Annotated in this window: 12 protein-coding genes; 8 read left to right on the plus strand and 4 right to left on the minus strand. The window is 54.6% G+C overall.

Annotated elements, in window-relative coordinates:
* Positions 1 to 15 precede the first annotated feature (15 nt).
* Positions 16 to 933: a LysR family transcriptional regulator gene (locus tag RJP21_RS03085; protein ID WP_310858051.1), complete on the plus strand. Its 918-nt coding sequence runs from the start codon at positions 16 to 18 to the stop codon at positions 931 to 933.
* A gap of 98 nt (positions 934 to 1,031) precedes the next feature.
* Here the strand turns inward: RJP21_RS03085 and RJP21_RS03090 are convergent, their stop codons facing one another.
* On the minus strand, positions 1,032 to 1,646 hold the full coding sequence (locus RJP21_RS03090; protein ID WP_160038695.1) for a superoxide dismutase: 615 nt from the start codon (positions 1,644 to 1,646) through the stop codon (positions 1,032 to 1,034).
* 481 nt (positions 1,647 to 2,127) lie between these two features.
* Between RJP21_RS03090 and RJP21_RS03095 the strand changes: the two genes are divergently transcribed.
* The 6 genes from RJP21_RS03095 to folE all read left to right on the plus strand — a co-directional run bounded on the left by RJP21_RS03095 (position 2,128) and on the right by folE (position 7,258).
* Entirely contained in the window at positions 2,128 to 2,556 is a 429-nt protein-coding gene (locus RJP21_RS03095) for a GNAT family N-acetyltransferase (RefSeq protein WP_160038693.1), read from the plus strand.
* Between the two features lie 206 nt (positions 2,557 to 2,762).
* A complete protein-coding gene (gene lepB / locus RJP21_RS03100) occupies positions 2,763 to 3,368 on the plus strand; it encodes a signal peptidase I (protein WP_310858052.1) in 606 nt (201 codons plus the stop codon).
* A 39-nt stretch (positions 3,369 to 3,407) separates the two neighbouring features.
* Positions 3,408 to 5,183: a tRNA epoxyqueuosine(34) reductase QueG gene (gene queG, locus RJP21_RS03105; RefSeq protein ID WP_310858053.1), complete on the plus strand. Its 1,776-nt coding sequence runs from the start codon at positions 3,408 to 3,410 to the stop codon at positions 5,181 to 5,183.
* Positions 5,184 to 5,237: 54 nt separating this feature from the next.
* On the plus strand, positions 5,238 to 6,272 hold the full coding sequence (locus RJP21_RS03110) for an HD-GYP domain-containing protein (RefSeq protein WP_310858054.1): 1,035 nt from the start codon (positions 5,238 to 5,240) through the stop codon (positions 6,270 to 6,272).
* 93 nt (positions 6,273 to 6,365) lie between these two features.
* Positions 6,366 to 6,608 carry a YneF family protein gene (locus RJP21_RS03115; protein WP_160038685.1) on the plus strand — a complete coding sequence of 81 codons (243 nt, stop codon included), beginning with the start codon at positions 6,366 to 6,368 and terminating at the stop codon, positions 6,606 to 6,608.
* Positions 6,609 to 6,664: 56 nt separating this feature from the next.
* Positions 6,665 to 7,258, plus strand: a complete 594-nt coding sequence (gene folE, locus RJP21_RS03120; RefSeq protein WP_160038683.1) for a GTP cyclohydrolase I FolE — start codon at positions 6,665 to 6,667, stop codon at positions 7,256 to 7,258.
* 94 nt (positions 7,259 to 7,352) lie between these two features.
* On the opposite strand, the gene RJP21_RS03125 is transcribed toward folE, so the two are convergent.
* Positions 7,353 to 8,378, minus strand: coding sequence for an alpha/beta hydrolase (locus RJP21_RS03125; RefSeq protein WP_397386167.1), 1,026 nt, complete (start codon positions 8,376 to 8,378; stop codon positions 7,353 to 7,355).
* A gap of 392 nt (positions 8,379 to 8,770) precedes the next feature.
* Here RJP21_RS03125 and RJP21_RS03130 point away from each other — a divergent pair, with 392 nt between their 5' ends.
* Positions 8,771 to 9,511, plus strand: a complete 741-nt coding sequence (locus RJP21_RS03130; protein ID WP_310858056.1) for an IclR family transcriptional regulator — start codon at positions 8,771 to 8,773, stop codon at positions 9,509 to 9,511.
* 166 nt (positions 9,512 to 9,677) lie between these two features.
* Here RJP21_RS03130 and RJP21_RS03135 read toward each other — a convergent pair whose 3' ends face one another.
* A complete protein-coding gene (locus RJP21_RS03135; protein ID WP_310858057.1) occupies positions 9,678 to 11,678 on the minus strand; it encodes a S9 family peptidase in 2,001 nt (666 codons plus the stop codon).
* A gap of 108 nt (positions 11,679 to 11,786) precedes the next feature.
* A complete protein-coding gene (locus RJP21_RS03140; RefSeq protein WP_310858058.1) occupies positions 11,787 to 13,424 on the minus strand; it encodes an alpha/beta hydrolase family protein in 1,638 nt (545 codons plus the stop codon).
* Positions 13,425 to 13,495: the final 71 nt, after the last annotated feature.

Consider the following 13,495-nt stretch of genomic DNA (forward strand, 5'->3'; position numbering starts at 1 on the left):
TGTGGGAGGATTGGCATGGAACTTCTTCAACTGCAGTATTTCAGAACGGTAGCCAGGCTGGAACATATGACAAAAGCGTCTCGGGAGCTCAGAATCGCGCAGCCGGCGCTCAGCAAGACGATCTCGAGGCTGGAGGAGGATATCGGCGTTCCGCTATTCGACAGGCACAAAGGAAAAATCCGTTTGAACCTGTACGGAAAGGCGTTTTTGAACAAAGCGGAGCAGGCGCTGCGGCTGTTGGAAGAGGGGAAACGGGAGGTGGCCGACCTGGCCGGATTGGAGAAAGGCGGCATCCATTTAGCCACATCGAACTTGGACCGGCTGACTGGGGCGATGAACGAATTTTTGGCTCTGCATCCGGAGGTGAACTTGCGTATTTCCCATGTTTCTCCGGCGCAGTCGGCTCATCATATTGCTTCGGGTGAAGCCGATCTGAGCTTTTCGCCGCTGTCCGTGGAGCAAACCGACTGCGCCCAAGTTCCGGTACTAAGCGAGGATTTGTATTTGGCCGTTCCTCTCGGGCATCCGTTTGCTGGTCGCAGCCGTATATCCTTGAAGGAAGCGGCAAGGGAGCCCTTTATAGGGTATCGGGAGGATTTTATATTTCAACAAATGAATGACGACATTCTGAAACAGGCTGGCGCCGCCCCCCGGTACATTTGCAGGGTTGACGAGCCCCCGGCGATTTTGAGCCTGGTCCGAGCCGGAATCGGCGTTGCTTTGTTCGGCTGCAAAAGGGGAGAGAATGCCGATTCGGACCTCGTTTTCATTCCGGTCGAGGATCCCGGATGCCGGCGCCAATATTACTTGGCATGGCATGAACAGCGGTACCTGTCGGCCGCTGCCCGGGAATTCCGCGATTTCGTCGTCCAGTATTTCGCAAAAAATGGACCGGAACCCGGTATGGGTCTTGAGAGACGTGTTTCCAAATGATCTTGCCGCAGCAATAAAAAAGCGGTTCAAGCTTATGCTTGAACCGCTTCTCTAGGGATCAGACGGCAACGGAACGGCCCGTCACCTCATAACCCTTATTATTTTTTGGCAGCGTCGTAACGTTTGCCGACTTCGTCCCAGTTTACAACGTTCCAGAATGCGGCGATGTAGTCAGGGCGTTTGTTTTGGTATTTCAGGTAGTAAGCATGCTCCCAAACGTCCAGGCCGAGAACCGGAGTTTGGCCTTCCATGATCGGGTTGTCTTGGTTCGGCGTGCTTGTGATGGCAAGTTTGCCGTCTTTGCCTACAACGAGCCAAGCCCAGCCGCTGCCGAAACGGCCTGCAGCCGCTTTGGCGAAGTCTTCTTTGAATTTATCGAATCCGCCCAGCTCGCTGTCGATCGCTTGAGCCAAAGCGCCGGTCGGAGCGCCGCCGCCGTTTGGTCCGATGATTTCCCAGAACATGCTGTGGTTGGCATGGCCGCCGCCGTTGTTGCGGACTGCGGTGCGGATGCTTTCAGGCACGCTGTCCAGGTTCGTCAAAAGCTCTTCAAGGCTTTTATTTTGCAGTTCAGGAGCATTTTCCAAAGCTGCATTCAAGTTCGTTACGTAAGTATTATGGTGACGGTCGTGGTGGATCTCCATCGTTTGTGCGTCGATATGTGGCTCGAGCGCATTGTTAGGGTAAGGAAGTGCAGGTAATTGAAATGCCATGATAAAATACCTCCTGTAATGTGGTTTCTTTTTATCAAGGAATCAATGAAATTGATCCTCTTCATAAAGGAAGTTTTCGCCGCTTCGGCAAAGACATCCTTTATTGACCGGTTTCAAACAGTAATGCTTCCAAGTACAATTAAACCGTATTTTTTCAATTAAATCAACATTTATGTTTAAAAAGTCTCTTTTAGTTCATGATCAGGTCGAAAGGCCTAGAACCCATATTATCCATTTCCCAATTATGGTATTTTTATGCGCCTAAATTAACAGTATATGGCTATTTAAACTTATATTTCATTGCAAACGTTTGCTATAAAGCGCTTTCAAAAGAAAAAGCGTGTTTTTTAAAGAAAACTATGATTTAATGAATGATAAAGAAGGAATTTAACGTTTTTTGTCGTAATTATATTCTGGATTATAAAGAGGAGCTTGATCTTCCGAGGATCCAAACAAGCTGACGAAAAAGGGAGATTTAATCATGCATGTTCGTTCCTTTCAGTTAAGTGATTGTACCAACGTGACCGAATTAATGAAGATTGCCTTGTCCGAGGAATGTTACCGGAATACGATGGGGCCGTTCTCCAGGCAGCTGTCCTGGGATTCGGAGCTGATTTTGGTCGCAGAGGAAGACGATGAAATCGTGGGTGCGCTGATCGGCACGATCGAGCATAACCACGGCTGCTATTACCGCATTGCCATTCACCCCGATTACCGCCGCCAAGGCGTGGGCAAAGCGCTCGTATCCGCCATGGAGCAGCGTTTCCAGAACCGGAAGGTAAGCCGGATTTGGATTGCAGGCGATGAGCACAACAAAGCGGCGATGCCTCTTTACGAAGCGATGGGTTACGGTGCCAACAAAGTTTGGGAAGCTATCCAGAAGCTTAGCATCATTAGCCCGCAGCACTAATTTTCGTTTTAATCCATTATAAAATCGATGCTGGTCTCGATCAACGGGACATGCCCCGAACACAGAAACAGTAAAAACAGCAAATTCATTATTGTTGTCAACAAACAATATTTTCTATATTGAGCATATCTTGGCTGCCGTTGCAAAACCGCGCAAGATATGCTTTTCTGTATATAAGGGGAATTTGTCTAAAAATGAGGTGTAGCATGAATCAAGTTCGACTGCAAGAGCACGGACATTCCGAAAACGACGAAAAAGCAAAAACCGAAGCTGAACCGAAAAAACGCAGTTTTGCCGCCGAAGTGTGGGACTGGGCGAAAACGATCGTGATTGCCTTTGTCATCATGATGCTGCTCAATTTGTTCGTATTTAACCTGTCGATGGTCAAGGGCCAATCCATGCAGCCGACGCTGCACGAAAGGGAGCGGCTTTTTATCGATAAAATCGTGTACGATTTTAAGACGCCGAGCCGGGGCGAAATCGTGGTGCTGCATGATCCGAGCAACGGGCCGGATAGAAAAGAATATTTGGTCAAGCGGGTCATCGGCGTTCCCGGCGATACGGTGGAAGTGAAAAACCATAAGCTTTACGTCAACGGCGAGCCCCAATCGGAGCCGTATACCGAAGTCGAGATCCAGGACCCCGATTTCGGGCCGCTGAAGCTGGACAAGGATCACTACTTCGTTATGGGGGACAACCGCCACTTGGGCGCCAGCAAAGACAGCCGTTCCTTCGGCAGCGTCAGCGCCAAAGACATCGTCGGCAGGGCCGAATTCATTTTTTGGCCGGTCTCCCAAATCAGAGGTTTGTAAATCGAAAACGACGATTGCTGGGAAAGGAGGCGCAAGCTTTTGACAACGACGAATGCATCCGCTTATGCTCCTCCGCCTTCCCGGTGGGAGCAGCTGAAGCGGGAAATCAAGGAAGCGGCGGCCGAATTCGGCATCGACGAGATCGGCTTCGCTTCCGCGGACCCTTTCGTATCATTAAAAGCCATTTTGCAAAATCACCGGGATCTTGGGTATGAGTCCGGCTTCGAGGAGCCGGATTTGGATAAACGCATCACCCCCGCATTGCCTTCCTCAGAGCCGGCCTCGATCATTTCCATCGCCGTCGCGTATTCCTCCAAAATGCCAAACCCCCCAAAAAACGAACCCGGCAAATACCGGGGCGTCTTATCGCGCTCATCTTGGGGCAAGGATTATCATCATGTGCTGCGCGAGGCGATGGGAAAGCTGGAGGCTTTTATCCGGGAACGGGTGCCGGATGCCGTCCTGGAAAGCATGGTGGATACCGGAGCGCTGGTGGACAGGGCCGTCGCGGAGCGGGCCGGAATCGGCTTCAGCGGCAAAAACTGCTGTATCATTTCCCCGAAATGGGGCTCCTGGATTTTCCTCGGCGACATGGTGACCAACATCCCGTTTCCGCCGGATACGCCGGTAACCGAGGATTGCGGGGACTGCACCTTGTGCATCGACGCTTGCCCGACGGGGGCGCTGGTCGGTCCCGGGCAGCTGAACGCGCAGCGCTGCATCTCTTTTCTGACGCAAACGAAAGGGTTTCTGTCGGACGAGGTGATGCGGAAAATCGGCAACCGGCTGTATGGCTGCGACACATGCCAGGTCATCTGCCCGAAAAATAAGGGGAAGCATTGGACGCATCATCCGGAGCTATTGCCGGATCCGGAAAAAGACAGACCGCTGCTGCTGCCGATTTTGGATATGACCAACCGCGAGTTCAAGGAAAAATTCGGGGAAAGCGCCGCCGCATGGCGGGGCCGCAAACCCATCCAGCGCAACGCGGTGATTGCGCTCGGCAATTACAAAGACAAATCTGCGGTGCCGAAACTCGGAGAGGTGCTGCTGAAAGATCCGCGGCCGGAACTGCGGGGAACCGCGGCCTGGTCGCTGGGACGCATAGGAGGCGAAGAGGCATTGGACATCATGAATAAAGCTTTGGCAGAAGAGCAGGATGAGAAGGTAAGGGAAATGCTCGTCGAAGCCAAAGAACAACTTCAATCGCAAACGAAAGCGGACGCAGCGGAAAACAAAAACGAAACATCGGAATTTTCGCCGGCCCTCGGCGGAGAACCGGAAACGATCTACTACGACGAAATGCAGTCGATGATCGGGCCGTTAACGTTATGCGCCACCGACAAAGGGCTGTGCCTGATCGAATTCGGCAGCTTCAGCGTGAAGGAGGCCGTGCTGCAAAAATGGTCCCGTACCTGGTGCGGCGGCGGCGAGCTGGAGCATGACGACGAGCGGCTTGAGGAGGCCAAACGCCAGCTTGGCGAATATTTCGCGGGCAAACGGCAGGCCTTCGACGTTCCGCTGGATTTGCGGGGCACGTCTTTTCAGCTACAGGTTTGGGCGGCAGTTGCCGATATTCCTTATGGAGAGATCCGCTCTTACGGGGTGATCGCAGAGGCCATAGGAAGACCCAAAGCGATGAGGGCCGTCAGCGGAGCCGTGAACAAAAACCCGGTTCCGATCATCGTCCCTTGCCATCGCGTGCTTGAAAGTGACGGAAGCCTGACCGGATACAGCGGAGGGCTTGAAACGAAGCGCAAACTTTTGAGCCACGAAAACGCACTCCCCGAAAGAAACAAGCGGATCGAAGAGTAAAGCGGCAAAAAGCGCTATTTCGCTTCCAGCCGCTTCAAAATCGGGGGAAGATTCATGAGGTATGTTAGCATAGACCATGTAGAGCCCGGGCAATTTTTGGGCAAAACGATCTATTCCGGCAACGGCACCGTGCTTTTGGGCGCAGGCGTCCAGTTGACGGTGTACATGATCAGCACGTTGAACCGGATCGGCGTCACCATGCTGTATATTCAGGATCCGATGTTCGATGATGTGGAGACCGATGACATGCTCAGCGAAGCAACAAAGCAGGGCACGCTCCAGGTCATGAACAATGTGTTTGAAGCGATCCGTTCCGGAAAGGACTGGAACACCCAGCTGATCGGGAGCAACGTGGACAACTTGTTGACGGACATCATGAACAACAAGGAATTGTTGGTTCAATTGACCGACATTCGGACAAAGGACAACAACCAATATATCCACGCCATCAATGTGTGCTTGATATCTTCCGTGATCGGCATCAACATGGGGCTCAATTATCAGCAGCTGAAGGAGCTGGCGACGGGCGCCCTGCTGCATGACATCGGCAAAACCGGCATGAGGGAGGAAGACCAGCTGGTTTCCGACCTCAAAAACCATCATACCTGGAAAGGTTTCGAAAAGCTGAAGAGCAAAAGGGAGCTCAGTTTGCTGATCGCCCATGTGGCCTTACAGCATCATGAACGGATCGACGGGTTCGGGTTGCCGCGAGGGCTAACGGGCGATGAAATTCATCTGTACGCCAAAATCGTGTCTGCGGCGGACACCTATGAGCGCCTGATCCATCCGCTAGAGCCAAAGGACAAGAAGCTTCTGCCGCACGAAGCCTGCGAGGAAATGATGGCCATGTCGGAAAAGCAGCTCGACCACGAGGTGCTTTCGCAATTTAACCGGATCGTATCCGTTTACCCCAACGGCACCGCGGTTCGCTTGTCCACCAAGGAAACGGGGGTTGTCGTGCGCCAGCATCGCGGTCTTCCCGGCCGCCCGGTGATTCGGATCGTGCAGGGCGAAGCCAGCAGGTTCGATGTCAAGGAACTGGATTTGGCGCAGGAAACGACGGTGTTTATCGAGGCGGTGTTATCTTAGAAATCCATTTGCGAGCCACCCGGGGAAATGCTATGATAGGTTCGTGTTGCTATACACGCAAAGTATTGATCTATAACTATGAGGTGGCGGAACATGCAATATGTCATTCCTGTGATTACGCTGATCGTCGGCTTGGTCGGCGGTTTTTTCATCGGCGTGTATTATTTGCGCAAGCAAATGGAGAAAATGCAGAGTGATCCACAAATGCTGCAGAAAATGGCAAAACAGATGGGGTATAATCTAAACAATCGTCAAATGCAGAAAGCGCAGCAAATGATGAAAAACAATCCGCAGTTCAGCGGCAAAAAGAAGCCTGGCGGAGGCAAACGCAAATAAGGCGGATCACGAACATCCGCAAGAGAAATAAGAGGTCATGAGAGGAGGGAAGTGCTGTGGCTGGCGTTAAAGATTACGTAAATACCCGGGTTCAGCAAAACCGCGAGCAGGTCGAGCACCATATCGCGGAAATTTTGAAACTGATCGGCGAAGACCCGCAGCGGGAGGGACTGCTTGAAACCCCTGCGCGCGTGGCTCGGATGTACGAGGAAATTTTTGCGGGATATGAAGTAGACCCGAGGGATGTCCTTGGCGTTACCTTTGATGAAAACCATGAGGAACTGGTCATCGTCAAAGATATCGTTTATTACAGCCAATGCGAGCACCATATGGCGCCGTTTTTCGGCAAGGTCCATATCGGGTACATCCCAAGCGGCAAAATCGCGGGACTGAGCAAGCTGGCCCGTCTCGTTGAAGCCGTCACGCGCCGTTTGCAGGTTCAGGAGCGCATCACGTCGCAGATCGCCGACATCATGGTCGAAGTTCTGGAGCCGCATGGCGTCATGGTCGTGGTGGAAGGCGAACATCTGTGCATGTGCGCGCGCGGCGTGAAAAAACCGGGCAGCAAAACGGTCACATCCGCGGTTCGCGGCATTTTCCGTGAGGACCCGGCGTCCAGAGCCGAGTTTCTGTCTTTGATCAAAGAATGATCGTATAAGCGAAAAGGCATCGTTGAAGACCTTCGTCGGATCTTCAGCGATGCCTTTTTCATATGTTGGAGGAATGTTGTTTATCGGGTAAGGTTTACGGTTTGTTTTTGATCATAGGGTCATTGTCGATGTCCTTCTGCTCGGCCAGCTTGACATTGGCAAGGAAGGCGGACACGCGGCGAAGATATTCGCGCGGGTGTTCGCGGAAAATGAGCTCATGATGGCTGCCCGGGACGATCCATGCATCGGAGTAAGGGTTCGTCTGGTTCCCCGCCAATTTTTCGGCAATCGGGTAAGGCGCTTTTTCATCCTCCGTCCCGTGCACGAAAAAGATCGGGAACGGGTAATCCTCCTTTTTGACCTGTTGATACGGGATTTGATGCAGGCTGGTTCCGTTTAGCACGGGGAACAGCAGCTCCAATATTTCGAGCGACGGATGCCGCGGCAGATCGATCTGGTTTTTGATGTTATGGTACAGCGTATCCGGCTCAAGCAGGAAGGTGCTGTCCAGAATCATGGCGTCGACATCTTTGGTCTGCAGTCCGGCCTGAAGCGCCGTGCCCGCCCCCATCGAGAAGCCCCACACGACGATCTGTTTTGCGCCGCGCTTTTTGGCCAGCTCGATCGCTCCGAGCAGCTGCTGCGATTCGGCTTTGCCGCCCGTGGCTACCGCCTTGCTGGTCTGCGACGCGAAGCCGTAATCGAACATGACGACGTTAAAATTCATCCGGTGCGCGTAATGGGCCAGGTCGTACATCGGGATCCACGTTTCCTCGCGGTTGGCTCCGTATCCATGGCTGAATACGATCGTTTTCTTCGATCCGGCGGCGGGAATGTACCAGCCCTGCATCATCCGGCTTCCGTCCAAAGCGGGAAAGGTGACGTTTTCGTAGGACATATGCTTTGCCTGCATCGGATTCGAATACAGCGGCGCGACGGTCGGGTTCGAAAGCACCCAGGCGATATAGGCGTGCAAAGAGATAAAACAAAAGAGCAGGAAAAACACGACGGACAACAGCAAAGCGACAAGAACATGCTTCAGGCGGATCAGCCGCGGAGAGAGCGGTATGGGTGTTTCGGTTAGGGGGGGAGAAATTTGGGCGTCGTTCCGGGTTGCCATATTCATGCTTGCCCCTCCTTTATATCAAATTTCAGGATTCTACAAATTTCGAGTTCTATTTCTAGTTTACCTATTATACACCCGATTCGGAAACAGAAAAAATTTTACTCTATATCCTATGCGCTCTGCTGCCTAAAGTCAACAGCCTGGCTTCCGATCGGGGGCTTTTTTTGAGGCGTTAAAATGGTGGCTCCAGTATAGCTTGCGCATTCTTTGGAATGGCGGGAACATGGGCTAAACGAGGTTTTCCTTCGCCGGCAGATCGGTTGCGTTATTTCTTTTGGGACGAGGCGCGGATTTTTAGCGAAAAAGTAGACTTTGAGGGCTGAATTTCTTATAATTATTGTAACCATGTTTCATTTGGTGAAACATTAAGAGGGGCGGGAGCAAGAATGGAAGACCGCAAATTAACGGTGCGCGCCGTCGAGCGTGCGCTTGATATATTGATGTGTTTTACCAAAAGCGGCGAGCTGGGGCTGACCGAAATCGCCGGACAGATCGGCCTGCATAAAAGCACGGTGCATCGCCTGATGACGACGCTGGAGGAGAAAGGTTTCGTCGCCCGGGATGCGGCTACGGAGAAGTACCGCCTGGGCCTGAAGGTATGGGAGTTGTCCACCCATTTGTCCAAAAGCGATGACCCGGCCGTGTTGTTCCTTCCGGCCATGGAACGGCTTCGCGACCGACTTGGGGAGACGGTAAGCTTGTATTTGCGGGACGGCAAAGACCGCCTGCGGATTCAGGCCGTACAGAGCAACCAGGCGATCCGGCGGGTGGCGCAGGTCGGCGCGCGCCTTCCGCTGTACGTCGGCGCCTCCAGCAAGGTGCTTGTCGCCTTTGCTTCGGAGGAGGATCGGCAGGAGCTGTTGCGAGATCCGGAGTGGCCGGAAATGGCCGATCCGGAAGGTTATCTGCGCATGCTGGAGGAGATCCGGGAGCGCGGGTACGCGACCAGCTTCGAGGAGCGCGAGCCGGGCGCGGCCGCGGTAGCCGTGCCGATCGTAAACCGGAGGGACGAGGTGGCTGCGGCCCTCTCCGTGTCCGGCCCGATCAGCCGGATCGGCGTCGATACGCTGCATGAGTTTGCGCCGGTGCTGATCGAAGCGGCCCATGAGATGGGCCTCATGATATAGGCATAGGCGGCAAAAAGCCCGCTTGACCGTTTAAACGGTTAAGCGGGCTTTTGATCATATAAGAAAATAAAAGTTCCGGAGCCTCTGCTTGCCTTAGTCGCAAGCGAAAACTGCCGCTAATTGCGGTTTGTCTTCTATTGAAGTACGTCGATAGAATTTTACTTTTTCAGGCCTCGATATGCTCTTTGAACCAGCGCACGATGTGGGTGAGGCGCCGCGTGCGAAGATAAGGATTGCCGCTGCGGGAAAGATTATGGTCTGCGCCCGGGAATCGGATGAGCTGCGTTTCTTTGCCGAGCCGTTTCAGGGCGACGAACAACTGCTCGCCTTGTTCGATCGGGCAGCGCAGATCCTGCTCGCCGTGAAGGATAAGCAGCGGGGTGCTTACGTCCTTCACGTAGGCCAGCGGCGAGTGTTTCCACAACTTCTCGACGTCGTCCCACGCATTGCCCCAAATCTGATCCTCCGTAAAGTGGTACCCGATGTCGCTGACGCCGTAGAACGACAGCCAGTTGCTGATGGAGCGCTGCGTCACGGCCGCCTGGAAGCGGTTCGTATGCCCGACGATCCAGTTCGTCATAAACCCGCCGTAGCTGCCGCCGGTTACGCCGAGACGGGAGGCGTCGACGAACGGGTAACGCTCGAGCACGTAATCGGTAAATTCCATCAGGTCCAAATAATCCCGTCCGCCGTAATCCCCGCGAACCGTGTTGACATGGACCTGGCCGTAGCCGTGCCCGCCGCGCGGATTCGTGTAGAACACGGCATAACCGGAAGCGGCAAGCAGCTGGAATTCATGCATGAACGTATGGCCGTACATCGCTTGCGGCCCGCCGTGGATTTCAAGGACGGCCGGAACTTTGGAGCCTTCCTTAAAGCCGATCGGCTTGATGATCCAGCCCTGGAACGGCCAACCGTCGCCGGTCGTAAATTGGAACTCCTCCGGCTCGCTTAGCGCAAGCTCGCTCCAAAGCTCTTTGTTGCATTCGGTCAAACGCGTCTCTGCTCCGCCGGGCAGCTCCATCCAGTACAAATCGCCGGGATTCAACGGGTCGGCGGCGGCAAACACCAGGCTGCCCTCCGGCGTCAGCGCGAACTGGTAAATTTCGCGGTCGCCGCCGGCGACGATTTCGAAATCGGAGCCGTCCAGGGCAAAACGGGCGATTTCAACGCGGCCGTTCTGGCTTACCTGAAGGTAGACGTATGCTCCGTCGTGGCTGAAAACCGGAGGCGTCCCGGCTCCGGCACGCATGTCGCTGACGCAGCTGTGGCCGAGCTGAATGTCGAGCTCGGTGTACAGGGCGCGGTATTCGCCGCCCTCGGCAGGGATGAGATAGATGCGGGTCAGCGTCGCGTAACCGCAGGACAGATCATCGGCAAGCATCAGGATGGAGAGGCCGTCAGGCGTGTAGCTGACGGCGCCGATGCGGATTGTGCCGTCCGTTAGCCGCCGCGCTTCGCCGCCGGCGCGGTCCGTCACGTACAAATCGCCCGTCGGCCTCAGATCGGGGTCGGCATATTCCTCCGTCGGCAGCTCCGCCGTGTATGCGATACGTCTGCCGTCCGGCGACCAGGCGAACGAGCCGACGTCAAACGCACCTTCCGTAATTTGCACGCTGCTTTTGGCTTCGAGGTCGAACACGAATAAATGCGACCGACGGACGCTTCTCAAACCGACTCCGTCGGCTTTATAACGGATGCGGTCCACGATTCTCTCCTCGGGAAGTTTCGTTTCGTCTTTAGCTTTGGAGGACTCGGCTTGCTCTTCAGTTGTATCCGGCGCTTCGGCTTTCAGCAGCAGAGACTTGCCGTCCGGCGACCATTTGAAGGCGCTTACGCCATGCTTGAGCTCAGTAGCAGGCTGCGCTTCGCCGCCATGTGCGGACATGATCCACACTTGGCGCGCATCTCCTTTTTTGCGGAGAAAAGCGAGCTGCGAACCGTCGGGGGACCACTGAGGCGCCCCGTCCTGCTCGCCGGCCGCAAACGGAACGTCAATGCCTCCGTTCGGCTGGATGAGGCGGATTTGGTTCAAGTAACCGTCCCGCTTGTCGTTGACAGTTTTCAGTATGTATGCCGTCGCGCCGTTTTCGGGCGAAACGGCAGGATCGCTAACCCAGTGCATGCGGTACAGGTCCTCGGCCGTTATGAAGCGTTTCTCACTCATCGAAAAAGACCTCCCATGAAAATGATGAACCATTGCATGAGTTCATTATCCCAGAGAATGGACGGAAATTCCATCCCGTTTCGATAAAGGCCGAGGGCCCGGTACCGCTTATTTATGTTTCTGAATCCATGCGGCCATATCGGAAATCAGTTCCGCGGATACGTTGGATGGAGCGGCATATTCCGTTCCGATCGAAAGGCCGTCGTAATCCGCAAGCACATGGTTCATTTTCGGATACGATTTGAACTCGACGTCGCTGCGGGTTTGAAGCGCGTTTTTCCACCCGTTGAACTGTTTCATCGTCACCTGCCAGTCGTTTTCCCCCTGAAGGATAAGCATCGGCGTTTGCTGTTTGGCCGCCAGATCGACCGGCTTGTAGTTCTTCTGCTCAAACCACCAGTAAGCGGGGGATACCGGGAAGTTCTCCGGCATGTGGTCCACGGTGTACTGCGGATCATTCACCAGCTTGGCGATTCCGTTCCATGCGGCCGCCTGCTGTTCATACGGCGCCGCGTCCTGGCCCAACTTCTTCACGCGCGCCACCAGCTCCTGCTGTTGATCGATCAGCGTATCCGCAAATCCCATGCTCGGGCCGGAGAGCAAGATCGCACCTGCAACGTCATGGTCCTGGTCCGCATCGATAATGAGCGGCATCGCGAAACCGCCTTGGCTGTGGCCCGCGACAAAAATCCGGCCCGCATCGATTTTCGAAGTCCGTTTCAGCAGCTTGACGGCGGAGACCGCGTCGTCCACGCTTTCTTTTTTCAGCGTGAATTTCGGATCGGACGCTACCTTGAAGGTATGCTCATAAGTAACCTTGTCGTAACGGAGAACGGCGATGCCTTTGGCGGCCAAGCCGACGGCCAGATCACGCAGCGGCTTGGCGGCACCCATCGAAGAATCGCGGTCTTGAGGCCCTGAGCCATGGACAAGCACGACGGCAGGGAAGGGGCCTTCTCCTTGCGGCAGCGTCAGCGTGCCGGGCAGGGCCATCTCGCCGTTCCCGATGCGCACTTCCTGCTCCGTATAGGCGGCGGGGTTGTCGTAGGACGGTTTTTGATACCCCGCGGCGCTGACCGGCCCCAAATACATGTCATCCACTTTGCCGTCGGCGTTCAGCCGAAGCGTCACGTTCACGGGCACCTGGCCCAGCTGCAGCATGTACGAAACGTTATGGTAGACCGCATCGGTTTGCTCCGTTTGCACAGGAGGGTTCGAGGACGTTTTTCCATACATCTGCTCATAATTGCCCCATAGAGCATTGATCGCTTGAACCGGCAGCACTTTCTGGAAAGCGGGAGTCATGTATTCGGCCGCTTTGGCGCCGTTCCCGGCTTCAAGCGCTTGCAGGAAGAGATCGGCGGCGTTTTTGGAAGCTACCGGCCCCATACCGTCGCCCGTACCGGATGTTTCACTGAAAATGCCGGAAAGGAAAGCGGCAGGGACAAGCGTTTTCCCGGAAACGAGCTGCACGGTGCCGCCGACCTGCACGGTTTTGCCGTTTAACAGCCCTTGGGCTTTGCCCGGCGTCAGAACAAGCACCGTGTCGCCTTTTGTCAGTGTCACGGTATGCGCAGCTTGATCCCAGCGGACCTGCACGCCGAGCTTGGCGGCTGCGTCGCGTACGGGGGCGTAAGCCGCCTCGGCTGGGGACGTCTCCGCCGCGGAAGCGACGCCAGGCAGAGTGAGAGCAAGCGCAAGGGAAGCGGCAGCGATGTTGCGGAATGTTTTCGGATTCTTTTTCATGAAGGTTCCTCCTCGGGAGCGTCTTCGCTCCGGTATATGGATTAAAGGCATCATACGCAAGGAATGCTGGT

Source organism: Paenibacillus sp. VCA1, assembly GCF_031583795.1.
GTDB lineage: Bacteria > Bacillota > Bacilli > Paenibacillales > Paenibacillaceae > Paenibacillus_AQ > Paenibacillus_AQ albilobatus.

Bases quoted from the DNA above. Each gene is read 5' to 3' on its own strand.
- RJP21_RS03085 (WP_310858051.1), top strand. From the start codon at position 16: ATGGAACTTCTTCAACTGCAGTATTTCAGAACGGTAGCCAGGCTGGAA.
- RJP21_RS03090 (WP_160038695.1), bottom strand. From the start codon at position 1,646: ATGGCATTTCAATTACCTGCACTTCCTTACCCTAACAATGCGCTCGAG.
- RJP21_RS03095 (WP_160038693.1), top strand. From the start codon at position 2,128: ATGCATGTTCGTTCCTTTCAGTTAAGTGATTGTACCAACGTGACCGAA.
- lepB (WP_310858052.1), top strand. From the start codon at position 2,763: ATGAATCAAGTTCGACTGCAAGAGCACGGACATTCCGAAAACGACGAA.
- RJP21_RS03110 (WP_310858054.1), top strand. From the start codon at position 5,238: ATGAGGTATGTTAGCATAGACCATGTAGAGCCCGGGCAATTTTTGGGC.
- RJP21_RS03115 (WP_160038685.1), top strand. From the start codon at position 6,366: ATGCAATATGTCATTCCTGTGATTACGCTGATCGTCGGCTTGGTCGGC.
- RJP21_RS03125 (WP_397386167.1), bottom strand. From the start codon at position 8,378: ATGGCAACCCGGAACGACGCCCAAATTTCTCCCCCCCTAACCGAAACA.
- RJP21_RS03130 (WP_310858056.1), top strand. From the start codon at position 8,771: ATGGAAGACCGCAAATTAACGGTGCGCGCCGTCGAGCGTGCGCTTGAT.
- RJP21_RS03135 (WP_310858057.1), bottom strand. From the start codon at position 11,678: ATGAGTGAGAAACGCTTCATAACGGCCGAGGACCTGTACCGCATGCAC.
- RJP21_RS03140 (WP_310858058.1), bottom strand. From the start codon at position 13,424: ATGAAAAAGAATCCGAAAACATTCCGCAACATCGCTGCCGCTTCCCTT.